Origin of the sequence: Ralstonia chuxiongensis, assembly GCF_024158925.1 — a bacterium.
In the GTDB taxonomy this organism is placed as follows: domain Bacteria; phylum Pseudomonadota; class Gammaproteobacteria; order Burkholderiales; family Burkholderiaceae; genus Ralstonia; species Ralstonia chuxiongensis.
The window spans coordinates 209,342-233,467 of sequence record NZ_JAMYWC010000003.1 but is presented as its reverse complement, the minus strand read 5'-3'; the positions used below and the strand labels follow the sequence as shown (position 1 = coordinate 233,467).

Annotated in this window: 20 protein-coding genes and 1 tRNA gene; 17 read left to right on the top strand and 4 right to left on the bottom strand. The window is 65.3% G+C overall.

What is annotated here, in order from left to right; translation table 11 throughout:
* Nucleotides 1-33: 33 nt before the first annotated feature.
* On the top strand, nt 34-1,854 hold the full coding sequence (locus tag NKG59_RS10295) for an ArnT family glycosyltransferase (protein ID WP_253536631.1): 1,821 nt from the start codon (nt 34-36) through the stop codon (nt 1,852-1,854).
* A gap of 79 nt (nt 1,855-1,933) precedes the next feature.
* Here the strand turns inward: NKG59_RS10295 and alaS are convergent, their stop codons facing one another.
* On the bottom strand, nt 1,934-4,576 hold the full coding sequence (gene alaS / locus NKG59_RS10290) for an alanine--tRNA ligase (RefSeq protein WP_253536630.1): 2,643 nt from the start codon (nt 4,574-4,576) through the stop codon (nt 1,934-1,936).
* Between the two features lie 206 nt (nt 4,577-4,782).
* On the opposite strand from alaS, the gene NKG59_RS10285 reads away from it, so the two are divergent.
* From NKG59_RS10285 to NKG59_RS10240, 10 genes are all read left to right on the top strand, one after another.
* Complete coding sequence (locus tag NKG59_RS10285) at nt 4,783-6,003, top strand: CaiB/BaiF CoA transferase family protein (RefSeq protein WP_045204536.1); 1,221 nt, start codon at nt 4,783-4,785, stop codon at nt 6,001-6,003.
* A gap of 32 nt (nt 6,004-6,035) precedes the next feature.
* On the top strand, nt 6,036-6,488 hold the full coding sequence (locus NKG59_RS10280; RefSeq protein WP_045204537.1) for a DUF2214 family protein: 453 nt from the start codon (nt 6,036-6,038) through the stop codon (nt 6,486-6,488).
* Nucleotides 6,489-6,783: 295 nt separating this feature from the next.
* Nucleotides 6,784-7,206 (top strand): tripartite tricarboxylate transporter TctB family protein, encoded by a 423-nt coding sequence (locus NKG59_RS10275; RefSeq protein WP_253537477.1) that lies wholly within the window; start codon nt 6,784-6,786, stop codon nt 7,204-7,206.
* Nucleotides 7,207-7,225: 19 nt separating this feature from the next.
* A complete protein-coding gene (locus NKG59_RS10270) occupies nt 7,226-8,728 on the top strand; it encodes a tripartite tricarboxylate transporter permease (RefSeq protein WP_045204539.1) in 1,503 nt (500 codons plus the stop codon).
* 191 nt (nt 8,729-8,919) lie between these two features.
* The gene (locus NKG59_RS10265; protein WP_045204540.1) at nt 8,920-9,918 is read left to right on the top strand and encodes a lipase family alpha/beta hydrolase; all 999 of its coding nucleotides are present in this window, start codon (nt 8,920-8,922) and stop codon (nt 9,916-9,918) included.
* 53 nt (nt 9,919-9,971) lie between these two features.
* Entirely contained in the window at nt 9,972-11,000 is a 1,029-nt protein-coding gene (locus NKG59_RS10260) for a lipase secretion chaperone (RefSeq protein WP_253536629.1), read from the top strand.
* A gap of 62 nt (nt 11,001-11,062) precedes the next feature.
* Nucleotides 11,063-12,814, top strand: coding sequence for a glutamine--tRNA ligase/YqeY domain fusion protein (locus tag NKG59_RS10255; RefSeq protein ID WP_253536628.1), 1,752 nt, complete (start codon nt 11,063-11,065; stop codon nt 12,812-12,814).
* Between the two features lie 44 nt (nt 12,815-12,858).
* Entirely contained in the window at nt 12,859-13,422 is a 564-nt protein-coding gene (locus NKG59_RS10250) for a YceI family protein (protein WP_253536627.1), read from the top strand.
* Between the two features lie 16 nt (nt 13,423-13,438).
* Nucleotides 13,439-13,660, top strand: a complete 222-nt coding sequence (locus NKG59_RS10245; RefSeq protein WP_045204544.1) for an RNA-binding S4 domain-containing protein — start codon at nt 13,439-13,441, stop codon at nt 13,658-13,660.
* A 76-nt stretch (nt 13,661-13,736) separates the two neighbouring features.
* Entirely contained in the window at nt 13,737-14,120 is a 384-nt protein-coding gene (locus NKG59_RS10240; RefSeq protein WP_182594423.1) for an MAPEG family protein, read from the top strand.
* Nucleotides 14,121-14,181: 61 nt separating this feature from the next.
* Here NKG59_RS10240 and NKG59_RS10235 read toward each other — a convergent pair whose 3' ends face one another.
* Together NKG59_RS10235 and NKG59_RS10230 are read right to left on the bottom strand one after the other, a co-directional pair.
* A complete protein-coding gene (locus tag NKG59_RS10235; protein WP_253536626.1) occupies nt 14,182-15,504 on the bottom strand; it encodes a DUF3999 domain-containing protein in 1,323 nt (440 codons plus the stop codon).
* Nucleotides 15,501-18,362, bottom strand: a complete 2,862-nt coding sequence (locus NKG59_RS10230; RefSeq protein WP_253536625.1) for a DUF2339 domain-containing protein — start codon at nt 18,360-18,362, stop codon at nt 15,501-15,503. Before NKG59_RS10230 ends, NKG59_RS10235 begins: the two co-directional genes overlap by 4 nt.
* A 171-nt stretch (nt 18,363-18,533) precedes the next feature.
* Between NKG59_RS10230 and NKG59_RS10225 the strand changes: the two genes are divergently transcribed.
* The 5 genes from NKG59_RS10225 to NKG59_RS10205 all read left to right on the top strand — a co-directional run bounded on the left by NKG59_RS10225 (nt 18,534) and on the right by NKG59_RS10205 (nt 21,313).
* The gene (locus NKG59_RS10225) at nt 18,534-19,085 is read left to right on the top strand and encodes a YaeQ family protein (protein ID WP_045204548.1); all 552 of its coding nucleotides are present in this window, start codon (nt 18,534-18,536) and stop codon (nt 19,083-19,085) included.
* A 42-nt stretch (nt 19,086-19,127) separates the two neighbouring features.
* Nucleotides 19,128-19,481 (top strand): FKBP-type peptidyl-prolyl cis-trans isomerase, encoded by a 354-nt coding sequence (locus NKG59_RS10220; protein ID WP_012761517.1) that lies wholly within the window; start codon nt 19,128-19,130, stop codon nt 19,479-19,481.
* A 64-nt stretch (nt 19,482-19,545) separates the two neighbouring features.
* A tRNA-Cys gene (locus NKG59_RS10215) sits at nt 19,546-19,621 on the top strand.
* Between the two features lie 136 nt (nt 19,622-19,757).
* A complete protein-coding gene (locus NKG59_RS10210) occupies nt 19,758-20,507 on the top strand; it encodes a gamma-glutamylcyclotransferase (protein WP_253536624.1) in 750 nt (249 codons plus the stop codon).
* 11 nt (nt 20,508-20,518) lie between these two features.
* Entirely contained in the window at nt 20,519-21,313 is a 795-nt protein-coding gene (locus tag NKG59_RS10205; RefSeq protein WP_253536623.1) for an ankyrin repeat domain-containing protein, read from the top strand.
* A gap of 49 nt (nt 21,314-21,362) precedes the next feature.
* Here NKG59_RS10205 and NKG59_RS10200 read toward each other — a convergent pair whose 3' ends face one another.
* Nucleotides 21,363-23,069, bottom strand: coding sequence for a long-chain fatty acid--CoA ligase (locus NKG59_RS10200; RefSeq protein ID WP_253536622.1), 1,707 nt, complete (start codon nt 23,067-23,069; stop codon nt 21,363-21,365).
* 210 nt (nt 23,070-23,279) lie between these two features.
* Between NKG59_RS10200 and trxA the strand changes: the two genes are divergently transcribed.
* Nucleotides 23,280-24,125: a thioredoxin gene (trxA, locus tag NKG59_RS10195; RefSeq protein WP_253536621.1), complete on the top strand. Its 846-nt coding sequence runs from the start codon at nt 23,280-23,282 to the stop codon at nt 24,123-24,125.
* Nucleotide 24,126 lies beyond the last annotated feature (1 nt).

Below are 24,126 nucleotides of genomic sequence, written 5' to 3'. Positions count from 1 at the left end.
GGGCCGCATCCGGCAAACCGGAAACCTCGCACCATGCAGGAACCCACACGCCCTGGACGGCGGAGCGCACCCACGCCCGCCGCGACCACGCACGCGCGTGACTTCACGGCAAACCCTGCCCTGCTTGCCGCAGGCGGGGTGCTCGCACCCACTTCGCCATCAGTGCGCGTATGGCCATGGCAAGCGTTGCGCAAATGGCTTCTCGTCGCGCTGATCGCCTGCGCCTACCTGCTGCCCGGCACCCTCGGCCACGACCCATGGAAGCAGGACGAAACCTATACGTTCGGCATCGTCCAGCACATGGTGGAAACCGGAGACGCGATCGTGCCGGTCAGCGCCGGCCAACCCTTTGTCGAGAAACCACCGTTTTATGCGTGGGCAGCAAGCGCGCTGGTCTGGCTGCTGGGTGACGTGCTGCCCGCGCATGACGCCGCGCGGCTTGCTAGTGCGCTGTTTGCCGGATTGGCCCTTGCGTTTACCGCGCGGCTCGCACGGGCGGCGACAGGTGCCTCTTCATGGACGGACCTACGCGTGCTGGGCACGGTGGCGCTGTGCGCAGGCTCGCTGATCGTGGTCAAGCACGCGCACGAGATGATCACCGACGTGGCGTTGCTGGCGGGCACTGCCATCGGCTTCTGCGGGTTGTTCGAATGCGCGCTGCCGGCAACGCGTTCTCGCGGCGCGGCATGGCTGCTCGGCATCGGTATGGGGATGGCGCTGCTGGCCAAGGGCGTATTCATTCCGCTGGTGTTCTGCATCACGATCGCCGGGGCTTGCGTGCTGCTTCCCGCGTGCCGCATTCGCGCGTTTGTGCGACAACTCGGCACGGCGGTGCTGGTCTTCCTTCCATTCGCCACGATCTGGCCGACGCTCTTCTACCTGCGCGCGCCAGATCTCTTCCACGTCTGGTTCTGGGACAACAACATCGGCCGCTTCCTGGGCTTTTCCGTACCCGTGCTGGGCGCGGAGAACGACGATCCGTTCTACGTCTGGCATTCGCTGCTGACCATCGGGTTTCCGGCCGGCCCACTCGCGCTCGTCGCACTGACTGGCGGCGCGTGGCGTGATTGGCGTACACCGCGTGTGGCGCTGCCGCTGGCGTTCGCGGCCGTGGGGCTGCTTGCACTCCAGGTCTCGGCGACCGCTCGCCCGCTGTATCTGCTGCCGTTCATCGTGCCGCTGGCGATGCTGGGCCAGCAGGCGATCGCGCGGCTGCCGATGCGCGTGCACGCCATGTGGGACTACCTCAGCCGCGCGCTGTTCGGCAGCATCGTGCTGCTCGCATGGCTGCTGTGGGCCGTCATGACGGAAAACACATCGCATGCAGGCCTGCGCTGGCTCGACCGCTGGTTGCCGGTCGACTGGACCTTGCCGCTCGACCCCACGCTGGTGGCCGCGGCACTCGCCCTGACAGGGGGATGGCTCTGGCTGCTGCCACGGCTGAAACAAGCCGGCGCATGGCGCGGTGCGCTCTCGTGGGCGGCCGGCACCCTGGTCGGCTGGGGGTTGATCGGCACCCTGCTGCTGCCCTGGTTGGACGAGGCCAAGAGCTATCGCTCGGTGTTCGACAGTCTCAGTGCCAAGCTGGCGCCGGCATGGCGCACCGACGATTGCATGGCGAGCTGGCATCTGGGCGAATCGGAAGCCCCCATGCTGCGCTACTTCACCGGCATCCTGCACCGGCCCGTTGCACAATCCACAGCCCACACGTGCCGATGGCTGATCGTCCAAGACAGCCACGCACACGCGCGGACGCCAGGAGATGAGTGGGCACCGTTCTGGTCGGGCGCCCGCCATGGCGATCGGAATGAACGGCTGCGCGTCTTCCGGCTGGACACCACGCCGCCTCGCTGATCGCCCCAAAACAAAAACGGCGCGCGCCCCGTTGCCGGGAACGCGCGCCGTTCAGCGCATCCGATGCGAAGGCGTTACATCAGACCTTCTGCTGCACCCACGCTGCCACACCCGCCAGCGCCTGCGGCAGGTTGTCCGGCTCCGTGCCGCCGGCCTGTGCCATGTCCGGGCGGCCGCCGCCCTTGCCACCGACCTGCTGGGCGACGAAGTTGACCAGCTCGCCGGCCTTGACCTTGCCCGTGGCGTCAGCCGTCACGCCGGCGATCAGCGCAACCTTGCCGTCGGTGACGCTGCCCAGCACGATGGCGGCGGTCTGCAGCTTGTCCTTGAGCTTGTCCATGGTCTCGCGCAGCGTCTTGGCATCGGCGCCATCCAGCTTGGCGGCCAGCACCTTGATGCCGGCAACGTCCACCGCCTGGCTCACCAGTTCGTCGCCCTGGCTTGCGGCCAACTTCGACTTCAGGCGCTCCAGCTCCTTCTCCAGCGTCTTGACTTGATCCTGCACCTGGCCGATACGCTGCGTCAGCTCCGACGGCTGCGCACGCAGTGCAGCGGCCGCTTCGTTGATGCGCGTGTCGAGCGTCTGCAGGTAATGCAGCACGTTGTCGCCGGTGATCGCTTCCACGCGGCGGATGCCCGCTGCCACGCCTGATTCGCTCACGATCTTGAACAGGCCGATGTCGCCCGTGCGCGCCACGTGCGTGCCGCCACACAGTTCCTTCGATGAGCCGATCGACAGCACGCGCACTTCATCGCCGTATTTTTCACCGAAGAGCGCCATCGCGCCGTTCTTGACCGCATCGTCAAAGCCCATGAGCTGGGCGCTCGTCGCGGCGTTGGCGAAAATTTCTGCGTTGACGCGCGCTTCCACTTCGCGAATCTGCAGCGGCGTCATCGGCGCGTTGTGCGAGAAGTCGAAGCGGGTCTTGTCGGCATCGACCAGCGAGCCCTTCTGCTGCACGTGGCCGCCCAGCACTTCACGCAGGGCTTTGTGCATCAGGTGGGTGGCCGAGTGGTTGCGCATGGTGCGCGCGCGGCGCACAGCGTCCACTTCCGCCGCCACGGCATCGCCAACCTTCAGCACGCCGGTGCGCAGCTCGCCGTGGTGGCCAAATACTTCCGGCTGCACCTTGAGCGTGTCCGCCACGTCAAACCAGACGGTCGCGGCCTTGAGCGTGCCCTGGTCGCCAACCTGGCCGCCCGATTCCGCATAGAACGGGGTGTGGTCCAGCACCACCACGCCGGTCTGGCCCGGGTGCATTTCCTGCACCGACGCACCGTCAACAAACAGCGCCGTCACACGCGCGGTTTCGCGCACAAGCTGGTCGTAGCCGTGGAAGGTGGTCTTGTCGCCGGTGTAGTCGAGCGTGCCGGCAACCATCTTGAACTTGCCGGCCGCGCGTGCCTGCTCGCGCTGGCGGTTCATGGCCGCGTCAAAGGCAGCTTCGTCGACGATCACGTCGTTCTCGCGGCAGACGTCTTGCGTCAGGTCCAGCGGGAAACCGAAGGTGTCGTGCAGCTTGAAAGCGAGTTCGCCGTCGAGCATCTTGGCACCCGAGGTCTTCAGCTCGCCCAGCGCAGTGTCGAGGATCGACATGCCGTGCTCGATGGTCTCGAAGAAGCGGGCTTCTTCCGTGCGCAGCACCTCGACCACGCGGTCGCGCGCCTCACGCAGTTCCGGATAGGCTTCGCCCATCTGGGCGACGAGATCGTCCACCAGCTTGTGGAAGAACGCGGCGCGGCAGCCCAGCTTATAGCCATGGCGGATAGCGCGGCGGATGATCCGGCGCAGCACGTAGCCGCGGCCTTCATTGCCCGGGATCACGCCGTCGACGATCAGGAACGAGCACGCGCGAATGTGGTCGGCAATCACGCGCAGCGAGTTGTTGGCCAGATCCTTGGTGTTGGTCTCGCGCGCGGCGGCGGCGATCAGCGCCTGGAACAGGTCGATCTCGTAGTTACTGTGCACGTGCTGCAAAATCGCAGCCAGACGCTCCATGCCCATGCCGGTGTCGACGCACGGTGCGGGCAGCGGGGTCAGCGTGTATTCGCCGGTCGCCGGATCGAGCTGGCGATCGAACTGCATGAACACGTTGTTCCAAATTTCGATGTAGCGGTCGCCGTCGGCTTCCGGGCTCCCCGGGGGGCCGCCCCATACGTCCGGGCCGTGGTCGTAGAAGATTTCCGAGCACGGGCCGCACGGGCCGGTTTCGGCCATCTGCCAGAAGTTGTCGGAGGCGTACGGCGCGCCCTTGTTGTCGCCGATGCGCACGACGCGCTCCGGCGGCAGGCCGATCACCTTGGTCCAGATGTCGTAGGCCTCGTCGTCGGTCTGGTAAACGGTGGCCCAGAGCTTGTCGGCCGGCAGCTTGTATTCCTTGGTCAGCAGTTCCCACGCCCACGTGATGGCGTCGAGCTTGAAGTAGTCGCCGAACGACCAGTTGCCCAGCATTTCAAAGAACGTGTGGTGACGCGCGGTGTAGCCGACGTTTTCCAGGTCGTTGTGCTTGCCGCCGGCGCGCAGGCAGCGCTGCACGGAGGCTGCGCGCACGTACGGGCGCTTGTCGGTACCAAGGAAAACGTCCTTGAACTGCACCATGCCGGAGTTGGTGAACAGCAGCGTCGGGTCGTTGCCCGGCACCAGCGGCGAGGAGCGCACCACAGTGTGGCCCTTGCCCTCAAAGAAGGTCAGGAATTTTTGGCGGATATCGGAGGCTTTCATGTCGCGGGGTGCCGGAGTCAGCATTGCGCCTTGGAGCATCCGCCCCTGAGCGCCTTGGATTAGTGCAAACCGTTGATTATACGGGGTTCGCGCCCGGGTCGCGCCCATTCTGCGCCGCATTTTCCCCGGTTTGACGCATGGGGCTGGGGCCCTGCCGGGGCGTGGTGTAGAGTGCACCCGTTCCAATCGTGTCGATTCGTCAATCCATGGGCGCTCTGAGCCATCTCCGTGTTCTCGACCTGACCCGCGTGCTTGCCGGCCCCTGGTGCGCGCAGAATCTTGCCGACTTCGGCGCCGATGTCATCAAGGTAGAACGCCCAGGCGCCGGCGACGACACGCGCACATGGGGCCCGCCGTGGCTCAAGGACGAAGCCGGCCAGGACACCACCGAAGCCGCCTATTACCTCGCGGCCAATCGAAACAAGCGCTCGATCACCGTCGACATCAGCACGCCAGAGGGCCAGGACATCGTCCGCAAACTGGCGGCACATGCGGACGTGGTGCTCGAAAACTACAAGGTCGGCCAGCTCAAGAAATACGGGCTCGACTACGCATCGCTCAAAGCCGTTAAGCCGGACCTCGTCTACTGCTCCATCACAGGTTTCGGCCAGACCGGCCCTTACGCCGCGCGTGCCGGCTACGACTTCATCGTCCAAGGCATGGGCGGCTTCATGAGCCTGACCGGCGAGCGCGACGACCTGCCCGGCGGCGGCCCGCAGAAGGCCGGCGTGGCCATTTCGGATTTGATGACCGGCATGTACGCCACCGTGGCCGTGCTGGCCGCCCTTGCCCATCGGGACCGCACCGGCGAGGGCCAGTACATCGACATGGCGTTGCTCGACGTGCAGGTCGCGATGCTGGCGAACATGAACACGAACTATCTGGCGAGCGGTCAGGCACCCAAGCGCTGGGGCAACGCACATCCGAACATCGTGCCGTATCAGACCTTCCAGGCCGCCAATGGCTGGATCATCGTGGCAGTCGGCAATGACGGCCAGTTTCGCCGCTTTGTCGACGCCGGCGGCATGCCCGAACTGGCCGACGACCCGCGCTTTGCCACCAACCCGCAGCGCGTGGCCAACCGCGACGTGCTGGTGCCGATCCTGGCCGAGATGGTCAAACGCTTCGGCAAGGGCGAATGGATCGACAAGCTCGAAGCCGCCGGCGTGCCGTGCGGCCCGATCAATTCGCTCGACGAGGTGTTCGACAACGAGCAGGTACAGGCGCGCGGCCTGCGCGTCGACCTACCTCACCCGAGCGCCGGTACCGTCAAGCTGGTCGGCAGTCCGGTCAAGATGAGTGCCACGCCACCCAAGGCCGCGAGCCACCCGCCACTGCTGGGCGAACACACCGAAACCGTGCTGCGCGACGTGCTCGACTTCTCGCCCGAGCAGATCGAAGCACTGCGCGCGCAAGGCGTCATCTAATCGCAACTTCTTCCACCCAAGACGAGGTCCTCATGTGGCTTGATGCGTTGCTGGCTTACTTGCATTACATCTCGATCTTCACGCTGATCGTCTTTCTCACCGCCGAGGCCGTGGTACTGCGCCCGGACATGACGCCCGAGACGTGCAAGCGCCTGGCGCGCTATGACGCCGTGTTCGGGTTTGCCGCCCTCGCGGTGCTGATAACGGGGCTGCTGCGCGTGTTCTATGGTGCCAAAGGCTACGCGTTCTACGTTCACAACCCGGTATTCCACGTCAAGGTCGGCCTGTTCATCCTGATCGGCCTGATGTCGATCATTCCGACTGTCACGATCCTGCGCTGGAAGAAGCAGGGTAAGACGCTGCCCAACTTCGTGCCCACGCCCGCGGAAATTGCAAAAACGCGGCGTTGGGTCATGATCGAGTCGCACCTGATCATCTTCATTCCGCTGGCGGCTGTGTTGATGGCGCGCGGTATCGGCATGTAATTACACAGGGCCGCGCAACCGCATTGCTCGGCCCCAAGTCTTCCCCAAGGCAACGCTAGGGACAAACCCTGAATCGTTTGCCCAGGCGCCGCGCCGGGCCATGAGAAAGCCCGCCTTCCCCTCCGCAAGGTGCTTGAAAGCCGGTCTGCTTAGCGTGCAAACTTGGCCGCCTTACAAGGCATAAGGCGCCCTGCCATACCCGGCGCAGCACGCCATCCCGAGGAGACCAGACTTGCAGAACGATCCACAAGGTCGTCCGGTGATCCGCAGTCACCAGGACTTTGCATCCGGCATCATGTTCATCGTCGCCGGTGCGGCGTTTGCCATTCTGGCGCGCAGCTACCGCATGGGCACGGCGGGCAGCATGGGCCCGGGCTACTTCCCGTTCTGGCTGGGCGTGGTGCTCGTGCTGCTGGGCGTGGTCGTGGTCGTGCAATCGTTGTCGCGCAAGGGTGTGGCCGATCGCATTCCGCGCTGGGACGTCAAAACGCTGCTGTGGGTTCTCGGCTCCGTGGTGCTGTTCGGGCTGCTGCTGCAACCGCTTGGGCTGGTGCTCTCGATTGTGGTGCTCGTGCTGGTCTCCAGCATGGCGAGCCACGAGTTCACGCTCAAGGGCGCCGCCGGCACCGCCATCGCGATGGTGGTGATGAGCCTCGCGGCCTTCGTCTACGGGCTCAAGCTGCAGTTTCCGGTGTGGCCCGCCTTCATCGGCAATTGAGCGGGACGCGGACGACATCATGGATCTCTTTGCCAATCTTGCGCTCGGTTTCTCCACCGCGCTTTCCATACAGAACCTGATCTACGCGTTCATCGGCTGCGTGCTTGGCACGCTGATCGGCGTGTTGCCTGGCCTTGGCCCTATCGCCACGATTGCGATGCTGCTGCCCGCCACATACGCACTGCCTCCGGTGGCCGCGCTCATCATGCTGGCCGGCATTTACTACGGCGCGCAGTACGGCGGCTCCACCACGGCCATCCTCGTCAATCTGCCGGGCGAATCGTCATCGGTAGTGACCACCATTGACGGCTATCAGATGGCCCGGCGGGGGCGCGCAGGCGTGGCGCTGGCCACCGCGGGCCTCGGCTCGTTCTTCGCCGGCTGCGTGGCCACGCTGGTGCTGGCGGCGTTTGCCACGCCGCTGTCGGAATTCGCGTTCAACTTCGGGCCGGCGGAGTATTTCGCGCTGATGGTGCTGGGGCTCATCGGGGCGGTGGTGCTGGCCTCGGGCTCGCTCATCAAGGCGATCGCGATGATCGTGCTGGGCCTGCTGCTCGGTCTGGTCGGCACCGATGTGAACTCGGGCACCGCGCGTTATTCGTTTGACGTGCCGGAACTGGCCGACGGGCTGAACTTCGTGTCGGTGGCGATGGGCGTGTTTGGCTTTGCCGAGATCATCGCGAACCTCGAACAGAAGGAGCACCGTGAAACCTTTGTCGAGCACGTGCGCAACCTCTGGCCCAGCCGCGAAGACTTCAAGCGCATGATCCCGGCCGTGCTGCGTGGCACGGCGCTCGGCTCGCTGCTGGGCATCCTGCCCGGCGGCGGCGCAACGCTGGCGTCGTTTGCGTCGTACTCCCTGGAGAAGAAGACGTCGAAGTATTCACACGAGTTCGGCAAGGGCGCCATCGAGGGTGTGGCCGGTCCGGAATCGGCCAACAACGCTGCCGCGCAGACATCCTTCATTCCGTTGCTCACGCTGGGCATTCCGCCCAATGCGGTGATGGCGCTGATGGTGGGCGCGATGACCATCCACAACATCCAGCCTGGCCCACAGGTGATGACCAGCAACCCCGCGCTGTTCTGGGGCCTGATCGCCTCGATGTGGATCGGCAACCTGATGTTGATCGTGCTGAACCTGCCGATGATCGGCGTGTGGGTGCGTCTGTTGAAGGTGCCGTATCGCTTCCTGTATCCGGCCATCCTGGTGTTCTGCTGCATCGGCGTGTATTCGGTGTCAAATACGACGTTCGATATCTTCCAGACGGCGCTCTTCGGATTGATCGGCTACATGTTCGTGAAGCTGCGCTGCGAACCGGCGCCAATGCTGCTCGGCTTCGTGCTCGGGCCGATGATGGAAGAAAACTTCCGCCGCGCGCTGCTGCTCTCGCGCGGGGATTTCTCCACCTTCGTCACGCGGCCGCTGTCGCTGGGGCTGCTGATTGCGGCGGGCATTCTGGTCTTGCTGGTGGCGCTACCGGCCATCAACAGAAAACGCGAAGAGGCATTTCAAGAAGAGTAAGAAGCGCGACGTTGCTGCACCGCACCCTACGAAACCGGAGGCCCGCCCTCCGGTTTTTGTTTGCGCACGCGGCGGCGCAGCATTAGAGCCAGACCTCCACTTCAGTTGACGTTGGACACAGCGCTTCGGATAACGGAGGGCGATCGGCCCATAGAGGTCGACCACCTATCCAATGTCCAGGAGACAACCGAATGACACAGACTTCCCTGCTCCATGCTGTCTATGGATCAGCGCGCAGCTTCCTGCGCACGCACGCTGCAGCCGCCGTCTTGGCCACATCCGCCCTCACCTTGGGTGCGGCCGCACCGGCCCAGGCTGCCAGCACTTATGCCGCCACCAAGTACCCGATCGTGCTCGTGCATGGCCTGTCGGGCACCAGCAAGTTCCTCGGCGTGGTCGATTACTGGTACCAGATCCCCGAAGACCTGCGCGCCAACGGCGCCAATGTCTACGTGGCCGATGTCTCCGCCTTCAACGATGAAACCGTACGCGGCGAGCAACTCGTCAGCCAGATTCGCAGCGTGCTGGCCACCACGGGCGCAGCCAAGGTCAACCTCATTGGACACAGCCAGGGCGGGCTGACATCGCGCTACGCGGCAGCTGTGGTGCCGAACCTGGTGGCCTCCGTCACCACCATCGGCACGCCCCACAAGGGGTCGGAGTTTGCGGACTTTGTGGAGTCGACACCCGCTCCGTTCCAAGCGCTCGTGAACCTCGGTGCCGACATATTCGGCTCGGTGCTCGGCTGGTTCAACGGCAACAGCAATCCGCAGAACGGTTTTGCGGCGCTGCATATCCTGTCGACGTCGGGCGCGGCCGATTTCAACAAGGCGTTCCCGAGCGCGGGCCTGGCGAGCGGGTGCAACACCGGCAGCGCCACCGACGTGCGCAATGGCAACGTGCAGAAGCTGTATTCGTGGACGGGCCGCTCCACCGCCACCAACCTTCTCGACGTGTTTGATCCGGTGCTGGTGTTCAGCGGCGGCGTCATGCAGGCGCGTGGCTCGGGAACGAACGATGGGCTCGTCTCCGTGTGCAGCGCGAAGTTCGGGCAGGTCTTGTCGACGGATTACGCGTGGAATCACCTGGATGAGGTCAACCAGTTGCTTGGCCTGATCGGCTGGGGCGCAGCGGACCCCGTTGCGGTGATTCGCACACAAGCCAATCGACTGAAGACGGCAGGTCTCTAACCCTCCACGCGCTCAACGCCACGATGAAACCCCAATCGCCATCGATACAACCCATGACGTTTGTTGTGGCCGTGCTGGTGGCGGTGTCGGTCGCGGGCGGGGTCTACTGGTGGCATACGTCTGACGGGCCGGAAATGCCTGCGGCATCGCAGCCGCAGGCGGCCAAGGGCGCATTCATCGGTAGTGTGAGTGTGGGCGGCGAACCGTTGACGACGGTCGCGCCTGCACCCGAGCTGGCCGACACGCAGGCCCCGGACGGCCTGCACGTCGATGCGCACGGCCACCTCATCGTTGAAGCCGCCAACCGCGCGGTGTTCGACTACTTCCTCGACGTGCCCGCGTCGCTGCCCGAAGCCCAGCGTGTGTCGATGGCCGAGGCGCATCTGCGCGCCAAGCTGATCACGCCGGCGCTGGCGGAGGCGCAATCGCTGTTGCAGCATTACCTGGCCTATCGCAAGGCAGCGGCTGAAAACGGCACCACCGGCCGCAATAAGCCGAGCCTCGAACAAGTCCAGCAGCGCCCGGAGCTGATCGCCACGCTGCGCCAGCAGTTGAGCGAGCGCACCGCGCTGCGCCGCCAATACCTGGGGGCGGACGTCGCCCAGGCCTGGTACGGCGATGACGACGCGATGGACGCCGACGCACTCGACCGCCTGGCCGTAATGGCTGATCCGTCGCTCACGCCCGAGCAGCGCGCTGCCAGGATCGCCGCCATCGATGCCAACCTGCCGCCCTCGGTGCAGCAGGCGCGCCGCGATGCCTCTGCCCCGCTCAAGCTCGCCAGCGACATGGAAACGTGGACGAAGCAAGGCATGAGCGAGGCCGAGATGCGCCAGCGCCTGTCGGCCCGAGGCGTGGACAGCCTCGTGGCCGACCGCCTCATCCAGGGCAACCGCGAAGAAGCCGACTGGCGCAACCGCTACGACGCCTACGCCCGCGAACGCGATCGCATCAACGCCTTTACCGGCCTTTCGGAAGCCGATCGCGCCGCGCAAATCGCGCAACTCCGGCAGCAGACCTTCACCGCCTCGAATGAGCTGTTGCGCGCACAGGCGCTCGACGGCCTGGCCCAGCGCAAATAGCGTCCGGGGGCGTAAGCCGCCGGGCACTGTAAAATCGCGGGATTGCCGAATCACGCACTCCCATGAGCCAAGACAACGCCACCGCCAACGGGTCGACTGCCGCCGCCCCCACGTCCAACTTCCTTCGCCAGATCATTGACGGCGACCTCACGCAAGGCACCTACGCCAACCGCAAGGACGCCACCGGCCAGCCGATCCCACCGGTGGTCACTCGCTTTCCGCCGGAGCCCAATGGCTATCTGCACATTGGTCACGCCAAGAGCATCTGGGTGAACTTCGGCATGGCCAAGGATTACAACGGCCGCTGCCACCTGCGCTTTGACGACACCAACCCGGTCAAGGAAGACACCGAATACGTCGATTCCATCATCGACGCCGTGCACTGGCTCGGCTATTCGTGGAGCGACGCGGGCGGCGAGCACCTCTATTACGCCAGCGACTACTTCGAGCAGCTCTACGGTTTTGCTGAAGTGCTGATCCAGCGCGGCGCGGCCTACGTCGACAGCCAGAGCGCCGAGCAGATCGCCGCCAACCGGGGCGATTTCACCCGCCCGGGCACGCCGTCGCCGTTCCGTGATCGCTCGGTGGACGAAAACCTGGCGCTGTTCCGCGATATGCGCGCGGGCAAGTACAAGGATGGCGAACTGGTGCTGCGCGCCAAGATCGACATGGCCGCGCCCAACATCGTGATGCGCGATCCGGTGCTGTACCGCATCCGCCATGCGCATCACCACCGCACCGGCGACGCGTGGTGCATCTACCCGATGTACGACTTCACGCATTGCATTTCCGATGCGCTGGAGAACATCACCCATTCGCTGTGCACGCTGGAATTCGAGAACAACCGCCCGCTGTACGACTGGGTGCTCGACCACCTGCGCGACGCCGGCGTGCTGCCCGCGCCGTTGCCGCATCAATACGAATTCGCGCGTCTGCACCTGACATACGCCATCACCAGCAAGCGCAAGCTGCTGCAGCTGGTGACGGAAAAGCGTGTCGACGGCTGGGACGACCCGCGGATGCCGACGCTCGTTGGCATCCGCCGCCGCGGCTATACGCCGGAATCGATCCAGCTCTTCTGCGAACGCGTTGGCGTGTCGAAGGCCGACAGCTGGATCGATATGAGCATCTTGGAAGGCGCCGTGCGCGATGACCTCGACGCGCGAGCGCCGCGCTCGGTGGCCGTGCTGGACCCGGTCAAGCTGGTGCTCGACAACGTGCCGGCCGATTTCAACGAGCCTTGCTCCGCACCCGTGCATCCGAAGCAGCCGGAACTCGGCCGCCGCGAATTCCCGCTCACGCGAGAGCTGTGGATCGAGCGCGAGGACTTTACCGAGACGCCGCCTAAGGGCTACTTCCGCCTGTTCCCGGGCAACAAGGTGCGCCTGCGCTACGGCTATGTGATCGAATGCACCGGCTGCGACAAGGATGCCGACGGCAACATCACGGCTGTGCACGCCAACATCATTCCGGACACGAAGAGTGGCACGCCGGGTGCTGACAGCGTGAAGGTGAAGGGCAACATCCACTGGGTGAGCGCCGCACATGCGCTGGAAGCTGAAGTGCGCCTGTACGACCGCCTATTCAGCGACCCCCAGCCGGATTCGGGCGATAAGAACTTCCTGGATGCGCTCAACCCGGACTCCAAGAAGATCGTCACGGCCTACCTGGAGCCGACGCTGGCAACGGCCAAGGCGGAAGACCGCTTCCAGTTCGAGCGCCATGGCTACTTTGTGGCTGACCGCACCGACTCGCAACCGGGCAAGCCCGTGTTCAACCGCGTGGTCGGCCTGAAAGACAGCTGGGGCAAGTAAACACGGGCCCATGCGCGCCATGGGCCTCTGATATCGGAGGCATCATGCGTGCATGGATCCTATTGCTGGCGGGGTTGTTGACCACTCCCGCCTTCGCCGCGTCATTTGCGCCAGACCTGACGCACACATCGGTCTACTTCGGCGCATCGCATTTCGATCGGAGCACGATGCGCGGCCGCTTCGACAAGATCGACGGCGCCATCAATTTCGATGAAGCCACCAACCAGGGCGGCATCGATTTCACCGTCGACGCTGCATCCGTCAACACGCGCCTGCGGGTGCTGGACGGTGTGCTGAAATCCGAGCAGTTTCTCGACGCCGCGCAGTTTCCGGTCATCCGCCTGCGCAGCGACCGCTTTGTCGTGGAAGGCGGCAAGCTTGCCGCCATCGAGGCCAAGCTGACGCTGCACGGCGTGACGCAGCCGGTGCGGTTGGAGGTGCGCCACTTCAGTTGTGGCGACGAGAAGATGCCCGGCAGCACGCGCCACGTCTGCGGCGGCGATTTCCACCTCTCCATTGCCCGCAGCGCCTTCGGCATGACGCGCTTTCTGCCCGACGTGGGCGACCGCGTCGACCTCGACATCAGCGTGGAAGCCACGCCTCAATAAACCTCGCAATCCCTCTATGCCCAATATCGATTTCGCACTGACCACCGAATACATCGAGCTGCACAAGCTGCTCAAGCTCACCGGCGTGGTGGACAGCGGCGGCGCCGGCAAGGCGGTGGTTGCCGAGGGTGCGGTCACGGTCGACGGCCAGCCGGAGTTGCGCAAGACGGCCAAGATTCGGGCGGGCCAGGTGGTCATGCTCGGGGATGTGCGCATTGCCGTGCAGGGTGTCGACTAACGCGCTAGGTGTTTGAAAACGCACCTTATGCTAGGGTGCGGCACCCTCACAACCATCCACATCCAGGAGACTGACCATGCCGATCGCCCTCTGGTGCGTTCTGGTGGCAGCGGTGTTGCCGATCGTGTGCGTCGGCATCGCCAAGGCCAAAGGCCCGCGGTACGACAACAGCAATCCGCGCGCGTGGCTCGCACAGCAAACCGGCGTAGCGGGCCGTGCTGCAGCCGCACAGCAGAATCACTTTGAAGCGTTTCCGTTCTTTGCGGTGGCCGTGCTGGTGGCCATCCTGGGCGGCGGCGTCATCGACCGCATCAACCTGCTGGCCATCGCGTTCATCGTGGTGCGCGTGCTGTACACGGTGTGCTATCTCGCCAACTGGGCACCGCTGCGTTCGCTGATGTGGTTTGCGGGCTTTGCCTTGTGCGTTGCGCTGTTCGTTCAACCCGCCTTCGCGCACTGAACATCCGCTCTGCCAACAAAAGCGGCGCCCAGGTGGCGCCGTTTTCTTTGTGCGATGCCGATTACGTCGATGCATCCGGCGGCACGGACGGCGCGCGGAACAACCGCCAGGCCATGCCGCCCAGCACCGCTACCGCCGCCAACAGGGCGCCCCACAGAACCCACTGGCGCTTGCGGCCGCCCGGTGGCTCTGCCGTCAGCGCGTCAGCAGGCGAATCGCTCATCGCGCCAAGTTGTGCCTGCGCAATGGCAGGCGACGCACCCGCGAGCAAATCCGCGCGTGCGACCGGATTGCCGCGCGCCACTTCCGCCACCGCCAGCATGAACGGCACATTGCCGCGCGCCGCATACGTGACCGTGGCCGGACGCCAGCCGATCGCCAACTGCGGCGCGCCGGCACCGAGGCCGCCGCTGCGCGTGTCAACTTGCAGACGCCAATAGCGCTCACCCGCCGCAGGCACGGTGATTGCCGCACTTTCCTGCTCGCCCTTCCCGTCGGCCCCCGCCAGCCGGAACAGGCGCGCAGAGGTCACCGGCCGCCAGGGCGCCTGGGCATCGGCACGCGCATACAGCGTCGCCTGCGCGACGGTGTTGGCTTGCGGCAGATGGATCTTCACGCGCTCGACCGGGAACACGCCGCCAGTATCGAACTGGTAATCGCCGGCAGCGGGCGTCTGCACTGGCGCCAGACCCGAGCGCCACTGGATGGCGTTATCCGCGAGCGCCACCGGGGCCCCGGCGGCCAGCTCCGCACGCACGGCATCCGGCACAGGCGGTTTGCCTTGCCACGTCAGGCGCAGGTATTTCGCCCGCAGCCCGGTGAATTCGATGCGATCCTGCACCAGCGTGCTGCCCTGATTGGACAGGCGGAACAGCGTGGCCTGGGCGACAGGGCTCCAGTGCTGCAAGTCATCGCTGGCCTGCACGCTCACACCGCTCTGGAATTCGGCGGCCGGGAGCGCGACGACCAGCGCCGTCACCGTGTCACGAAGCTGGCTGAGGTCTACCACCCACGCGCGGACAGACGCCTGCGATAGCTGAGCGCCCGTTGCACGCAGCACGCCATCGGTACCGAGCACGACACCTGCGGCGCCCGGCTTCTGGGCATCGTCGATGGGTGTGGCAAACCAGTGCACGTCGTGCAGCGTGCGAGCCTGGGGCGGCGGATCGCGCGGGATGTCGATGGTGAACGGCACGGGCTCGCCGTCGCCATTGAGGATGCGCAGATCGGTCAGGTTGGCCTCGTGCGCATGGGCGTAGACGTCTTCGCTGAGCGTGACGGCGTAGTACGGGGCGCCGGGCGTGCCGGTCAGCGCAAAGCGTTCGGCCCAGGCCGGCGCAGACAATAGCGACGCCGCAGCCATCGCAAGAACAACCTTCTTCACAGAACCTCCCCGGTTTCAGCATCGGCGCTGGTTTTGGGCTTCGGCGGCAACGGCGACAGATAGCCGATCAGCAACAGCAGCACGCCAATCCCGATGAACGACACGATGCGCTCGACACCCGTGACGCGTGACAGGTCGAACAGGAACAGCTTGACCACCGTCACGCCCAGCAGCGCCCCGCCGGTGAACCACAGCGCGCGGCTGGCGCGCCGCGTGGCAAACACCATCACCGCCAATGCCAGCACCGTCCAGAACATCGACAGCGATGCCTGTACCAGCATGGAGGCGCCCAGATCGTCCAGCGTGTACGGCACATGCGCCCAATGATGCAGCGTGCGCAGCAGCACCGCGTTGGCCCAGATGAACAGCGTCGCGCCGATGGCGTAGCCGATCACCATCGGCTCGGGCACAAGCTTCTGCAGCGCCACGCGGCGCATCCACAACGCGATGGCGAAGAAGACCAGCAGTTGCGCCACGTCCAGCGGATTGAGAATCGGCAGGTAGAACAGCGGCGCGGCATTGCCGTCGCTGGCGGCGCTCGCCAGGCTCCACAGCCACAGCAGGGCAGCCAGCGGCGCGGCACCCCACAGCAGGTAGGCGCGCTCGAAGCGGGCGATAGGCCAGCGGATGCGCCAGCCAGCGCCCGCCAGCAGGGCAAGCAACGCGCCGTAGGCATAGGCCCACGCTGCGAAGCTCCAGGTGCCCTCGGGCACGTAGGCATCGAGGCGCCAGTAGCCTTCCGTGGCCAGTACGCCGCAGATCAGCCAGAACAGCACGGTATGCAGCGGCGCGAGGATGGTGTCCTTCACGTCGCGCTCCTGGCGGCGCAGCAGCACGAAGGCCAGCGCCACAGCCGCAATCCACACCAGCCCGCCCCAGCCGGCCAGCGGTGACGGCACCCAGTGCTCGATCGCAGCCAGCGAAACCAACGCGAGCACCGGCGACAACGCCAGCGCGGGCCATTCGGCCAGTGCCCAATCGAGTTTGCGACGCAGGCCATGCGCAGCCCACGCCGTCAGCACGGCGAAGGCGGCATACAGCGGAATGTCGGGCCGGTCGACTGTCTTGCTGGCGAAGCGCCAGGCCCAGCGGTCGATCTCGTTGCTGCCGCTTCCGAGCCACCACAGCAAGCCCCACACCGACGCGACAACGCCGAGCACCGGCGCTGCCTTCAGCCACGCACGCGCCTCCGCCTTGCCATGTAGGCGCCAGCCGCTGAACACCCCCGCCAGCGCAATCAATACCCCGCCGATATAGCGGCTGTTGAGCACGGCCCAGCCGTGCTGCGGTGCCCAATCGAACACAGCATCCATGGCGAATGCTCCGCCCGCCGCGAGCTGCAGGAGCAGGCCTGCCGCCAGCGCCAGCCGACGCTGCTGACGCACGCCCAGCCACACCACGGCGGCGCCTTCCAGCGCCCACACCGCACTGGTGGTGCGCCCGTCGAAGGCCAACGGAATCGCCAGCGTGATGAAGATCACGCCCAGCGCGAACATCGCCTCGTACAGCAGGCCAAGGTTCGCGCGCCTGGGCGCCAGCCAGCCCGCAATTGCCAGATAGAACGCGGCCAGCGCAGTGGCGCTCCACGCCATCGCAAACGGAATGTTGTGCACCAGCCCAGCCTGCAAACCCATCGCCACCAACGGCGTGCCGAACACCAGCGTGCCGTCAACGTAGTTCGTCAGGCTGATATGACGGCGCAGCGCGGTCAGCAGCGCAATGCCCACATACATCAGGAAGAAGAGGATCAGGAACGGCTCAGTGCTCGCCAGCAACGACGGCTGATAGCGCAGCACGCCCCACGCCGTGGCAATGCCGAACGTAAAGACGAAGCCCAGCAGATTCAGCGGTCGCCACGCACGGAACCACGCAATGGCGAAGATGCCCGCATTGAGCAGCGCGTAATAGCTGAACAACGCCACGTGGCTGCCCTGCCCGGTCGAGATCAGGATCGGCGCCAGAAAACCGCCCGCACTGCCAGTAAAGGCCAGCGCCGGCGCGTTTTGCTTGACGGCCAGCCCTGCGGCCAGCGCGCAGATGAGCACCAGCAGCGGAAACGCCATCCCCGGGCTGAGCAGTGGCACCACGCGCGTGGCGGCAAATACCGTCAGATACAGCACGCCGACCCCGCCGCCCTGCAGCACGAGCGCATAGCCCGGACGCTTTTCGCGCAGGCGCCAGCCGATGCCCAGCAACGCAATTGCCCCGACCGCCACACCCGCCAGCCGGAATTCGACGGGCAGCAGGCTGTTGTCCGCCGCGTACTTGAGCAGGAACGCCACACCGAAGAACAGGATCAGGATGCCGACCCGCACCACGCTGTTGCCGCCCAGCAGCCAGTCGCGGGCAGCGCCGACGGCGCGCTCGACCCAATCGGGCTCGTGCGGCGCCAAGACCGGCGCGGGCTGGGGAACAGGCTGAGGCATTGGCTGCGGAGCCACCACCTGCGGCGCGGGCACAGGCACGGCAGGCGTCTCCACCGGTGGCAACGCCTCGACCACGATCGGCAGCGCCTCAACGGCAGCGGCCTCCACGTTGGCGGGCACAGCAAACGTTCCACCTTTGATTTCAGCCATCTGCCGGCGCAGCAGCGATACCTCGTGCTCAAGCTGCGCCACACGTTCCTGCAGCGTGGCAGGCTGTGGCGACACGGCAGCCTGCGCGGGCGCGTGGCCCTGCGCAGCGCCGGCTGCGCCCGGCACGTCGGGCGGATTTGCCCACTGCGCGCTGGCCCGCTTGTCCATGTACAAAATCAGCGATGCCAGTCCCAGACCGACCAACGCCCCAAAGAACGCCCCGACGACGCCCCCCGACAGGCCCCCAAGCAGCAGGCCCACGATTCCGAATATCCAACGCATCGTTCTGATTGTCCTGTTTGGATAGGAAAAATATGCGCCGAATAGCGCACGCACCGCTCGTATACCGCAAACCGCCGCCGTTGGGAATGCGCCAGGCCAATGCCGTCAGCTTCACCGGCCCGTGCGACAATGCGCGCTTTACCAAAAACGGCCCATCCACCGACCACCCGCATGGCCCTGAAATCCACGATCTACAAGGTCGATCTGCAGATCGCCGACATGGATCGCCACTACTACGCCAATCACGCGCTGACCGTCGCCCGCCACCCCAGCGAAAACGACGAACGCATGATGGTGCGCGTGCTCGCCTTCGCCCGCCACGCCAGTGAAACGCTTGCCTTCACGCGCGGCCTGTCCGAGCCTGACGAACCCGAACTCTGGCAGCGCGACCTGACCGACGCCATCGAGCTGTGGATCGACCTCGGCAACCCCGACGACACCCGCATCCGCAAGGCCAGCAACCGCGCCGAACAAGTCGCCGTCTATACATATAGCGGCAACGCAAGCCGCGTGTGGTGGCAACAAATCGAGACCAAGATCACGCGCTTTGCCAACGTGTCGGTGTACGAGGTTGCTGCGGACACCGTGGCCGCGCTGGCCGCCATGGTGGAACGCACCATGCGTCTGCAAGTCACCATCCAGGACGGCGACATCTGGATCGCCAACGACGCCGACAACGTCCACGTCCAGCTCGAAACGCTCAAGGCCGCGGACGCCGCCTGAGCCCTTTCCCCTCATCATCCACGCCACTCCACGAGGCTCATCATGACCATCGAAACCACCGCAAGCGGCCTGCAATACGAGGATGTCGTCGTCGGCGACGGCGCTGAAGCCACGGCCGGCAAATACGTCACCGTGCACTACACCGGCTGGCTCTACGAAAACGGCCAGGCCGGCAAGAAATTCGACTCCAGCAAAGACCGTAACGACCCCTTCGCCTTCCACCTGGGTGGCGGCATGGTCATCAAGGGCTGGGACGAAGGCGTTCAAGGCATGAAGGTCGGCGGCACGCGCAAGCTGATCATCCCGGCGGCCCTGGGCTATGGCGCACGCGGCGCAGGCGGCGTGATCCCCCCGAACGCAACGTTGCTTTTTGAGGTCGATCTGCTGGAAGTTTGATCCTGCGCTAGAATCCGCCCCTGCTTGCGATGCATCACGCGGTGCATCGCAAGCCGCCTCCCTCGGCGGGGTGGCAGAGTGGTCAATGCTGCGGCTTGCAAAGCCGTATAAGACGGTTCAATTCCGGTCCCCCGCCTCCAGTTTTCCGGCTGCGCATGCTTCACCGTTGCGGCCGCGCCATAGTCAAACGTCCCCCGAGCATCGCAACGCCCTGTTTCCGGGCCATCGGCCGTCCGCCCGCGTGACCACTCGTAACGATTGCTCTATGCTTGCGACATGGCCGTCACCCGAGAGGATCTCGAACAGAACCGGTTGCGCGCCGCCCTGGGTGATTCGCCCGTCGCGTCGTCGTTGCTGACCGAGGCTGCGTTGGAAGCGTCGCTTGCATCGACGCTCGCGCGGTTGTCGGCTGCGCACGGCGAATGTCAGGACGCCTGGGTGTTCGGCTACGGCTCGCTCATCTGGAACCCGATGATCTTCCACACCGAGGCCGCCCGCGCCACGGTGCGCGGCTATCACCGCGGCTTCTATCTCTATTCCCGTATCAACCGCGGCACTTGGGACAACCCCGGGCTCGTGCTGGGTCTGGACCGTGGCGGCAGCTGCCGTGGCGTGGCCTTCCGCGTTCCGCGCGAGCATGCCGAGCATGAATTCCGCGTGCTCTGGCGCCGCGAAATGCTGACCGGCGCGTACCTCCCCCGTTGGCTGCCCACCGAAATCAATGGCCAACGCGTCATGGCGCTGGCTTTTGTCATGAACCGCGCGCACGAGGCCTATGCCGGCCGGCTGCCCGACGAACGCGTGGTCGGTTGCCTGCGCGAGGCGGTCGGGCTGTACGGCCCGGCACGCGAATACCTGCAGCGCACGCTGATCGGCCTGGCCAGCAATGGGCTGCACGATCCGTATCTGGACCGCCTGTGGTCGCGCCTGCAGGAGACCGACGCAGCAAACGCCCCCTCCGCCACAACCGACGCAACGGACGTAACCGACACCGCACCGCTGCCCGATCCCTACCTCAGCGCCTGAACCCGCCCGCCATGCTCATCGCTCCGCACCCCGCGATCAACCAGCTCATCGGCGTCATGCTGGGGATGGCACTGGCCGTGGGCGACATGGCCAATGCGTGGCAGGAGCAGCATCTGCCGATCGTGCATGTTGCAGCCAACGCCAGCGCCAAAGTGGCACCCGGCGCGGCACGTGCGCCCGACGCCCGCCCCGTCCGCCACAGCGACCCCGCCACGCGTGACCGCGACCTGATTCTGGCCGCGCAGGCCGGAAACACCATGGCAATCCAGTCGTTGCTGGCCGAAGGCGCCAGCCTCAAGGCGCGTGATGCCGACGGCCGCACCGCGCTCATCGTCGCCGTCATGGCGCACATGGGTGCGGCGGCACGCTTGCTCATCCAGGCCGGTGCCGACGTCAACCTGCAGGACAACACGCAGAACAGCGCCTTCCTGCTCGCTGCCATCCAGGGCGATGCGGAAACGGTTCGCCTGGCCCTCTCGCACGGTGCCAACCTGCGCGCCACCAACGCTGACGGCGACACCGCGCTCATCCCGGCCGCACGCCGTGGCTACGTGGAAGTCGTCAACGAACTCGTGAAGGCGGGCGTACCGCCCGATGCCACCAACAACCTGGGCCTGACCGCGCTGATCGAAGCCGTGGCCCTGGGCGACGGCAGTGACAAATACGAGAAAACCGTGCAACTCCTGCTCGACGGCGGCGCCGACCCGAACCTGGCCGACCGCGGGGGCGTCACGCCGATGCGGCATGCGCGTCAGCGTGGCTTCCACGGCATCGGCGCCCTTCTGTTCAAGGCGCGCGGACATTGAAAAAGGGGCCACTCAGGCCCCTTTCTCTTGATGCACTCTGATGCCCTCTTTAGGCTGCCGCCGGTTTCTCGGCCGCGTCGTTCCTGGCGTTCTCCTGCTCCTGCAGCGTCCGCCACATCACCTTGCCCGTGCCGGACTTGGGCAGCGCATCCACAAACTCCACTACGCGCGGGTACTTGTAGGCGGCCATGTTGTCGCGCGCCCAGTTGATGATGTCGTCTTCGGTGGTCTTGCCCTTGGCGTGAGCCTTAAGCACCACCACCGCCTTGACCGACTCGCCGCGATACGCATCACGCGTGCCGATGATGCAGGCCTCCTGCACGTCGGGGTGCTTGTACAGCAGGCTCTCCACCTCGGCCGGCCAGACCTTGAAGCCCGACGCATTGATCATGCGTTTCAGGCGATCGGTGAGGAAGAAGTAGCCGTCTTCGTCCATCCTGCCGAGGTCGCCCGTGCGGAAGAAGCGCTTACCTTCGAACTCGATGAAGACTTCTGCGCTGGCCTGCGGCTTGCCCCAGTAACCCAGGAAGACCTGCGGGCCGCTGACGATGATTTCACCCACCTCGCCGATCGGCAGTTCTTGCAGCGTCTGCGGATCGACGATGCGAGCGTCGGTGTTGAACACGGGAATGCCCAGGCACTGCTGCTTGGCCCGATCGGCCGGGTTGCTGTGCGTAGGTGCGATCGTTTCCGACAGGCCGTAGCCTTCCTGGTACGCGAGGTTGAAATCCTTCAGCAGCCGCTCGGCCACAGCCTGCGGCATCGCCGCGCCGCCGCCGCCGATGTAGGCCAGGCTCGACAGGTCGAACTCCGCCAGCTGCGGGCTCGCCAGGAAGTCGATCACCATGGTCGGAATGTTCGTCCAATGCGTGATCTTGTAGCGCGAGATCAGCCGCCCCGCCACCTCGCGATCCCAGCGCGGCAGCATCACGACCGTGGAGCCCATATAGATCGGCGCATTCATGCCGTACTGCATGCCGGTCACATGGAACAGCGGGATGATCGACAGGCTCACGCCCTCCTTGGTCGAGCTCGACCACATCGAACCACCCACCACGTTGTGCATGACCGTGCGATGCGGGTGCATGCAGCCCTTCGGAAAGCCCGTGGTGCCCGACGTGTACGGCATCACGGCCAGATCGTCCGGGCCGGCGGTGTGCGGGCCTGGCACGAGGCGTTGCGCGAGCGCATCGTTCCATGCAACGGCACCGGGCTGCGCCGGATGCTGCGCGGTAATCCACGCGGGGGGTGCATCTTCGGGATATTCGTACTGGGCTGGCAGCGCATCGGCGTACGACGTGACCAGCAGGTGCTTGGTGCGCTGCGCCTCGGGCAGCTCGGCGTTGGCGGTGGTCACGTTGACGGCCAGATCTGCGCTGCAGATGACCGTGGCTGCGCCCGCATCAGTGATGTAATGCTTGAATTCTTCCGGCCGGTTCATCGGGTTGACCGGCACAACCACCGCATCCGCGCGCAGGATGCCGTAATACGCGGCCATGAACTGCGGACAGTTCTGCATGTACAGCAGCACCCGGTCGCCCTTCTGCACCCCCGCCACCTGCTGCAGCCAGCCCGCCACTGCGACTGCATCATCGTGCAGCTCACGGAAGGTGGTGTGGCGACCGTAAAAGATAATCGCGTCCTTGTCCGGATAGCGTCGGGCAGACACTTCCAGGTTGTACCAAAGGCTCGTTTGCGGCGAGCTGATGTTGTGCGGCAAACGTCGGGGCCAGAACTGGAAGTGCGGTCGTGTCATGCCATGTCTCCGTGAATCTGTGTGTTGTTTTTACCGGATGGTATCCGAACGATCGTTCTATTTTCAACCGTTGCTGTGACATACGTTATTGCGGCGGACAAAGGACGGGCAGATTGCCTAGAAACGGTCCGCCCCACCCCCAAGTAAAATGCACGATACCTCTCGCCGGTGTAGGTACCGGCGCCATTGCCCCTCAGGAGAATCCCGACGATGAGCGACATCACCTCGCAGAATTTCGCGCAAGAAGTGATCGAAACCTCTCGCCAGGTCCCGGTGCTGGTTGATTTCTGGGCGCCATGGTGCGGTCCGTGCCGCACATTGGGTCCGATGCTGGAAAAGCTGGAGGCTGAGTACGCCGGCAAATGGAAGCTCGCCAAGATCAACTCGGACGAAAACCCGGAGCTTTCCGCCCAGTTCCACGTGCGCAGCATCCCGTATGTGGTGGCGTTTGTGGATGGCAAACCGGTCGACCAGTTCGTCGGCGTCTTGCCCGAAGCGCAATTGCGCGCGTTCCTGGATCGCGTGATTCCGCAACCTGCAGAAATCGCCTATCGCGAAGGCCTGGCCGCAAGCCAAGCCGGCGAAACCACCCATGCGCGCGAAGCGTTCCAGAACGCGCTGGCATTCGACCCCGGCTTCGATGTCGCCCGCTTTGAACTGGTGAACCTCTTGCTGGACAGCGGCGACGCGCATGCCGCGCAGGGTGAGTTCGCATTGCTTTCGCCCAAGGCGCCGCAGGACGAGCGCTATGCCCCGCTACAGACGCGGCTGAAGGCCACCGAACGGGCCGATGCGCTCCCCGACGCCGGTGCCCTGCGCACGGTCGTGGAAGCGGAGCCCGGCAATCTGCAGGCGCGGCTCGATCTGGCGCAACAGTACATCGCCGGCCAGGATTACGAAGCGGCCCTGGAGCAATTGCTCGCCATCGTCGAGCGGGATCGCGCATTCCGTGATGACGTCGCCCGCAAGACGATGGTCTCGGTATTCGACATGATGCGCGACGCGCCGCAAGCGGTATCGCACTGGCGCCGGCAGCTGGCGTCCAAACTGAATTGAG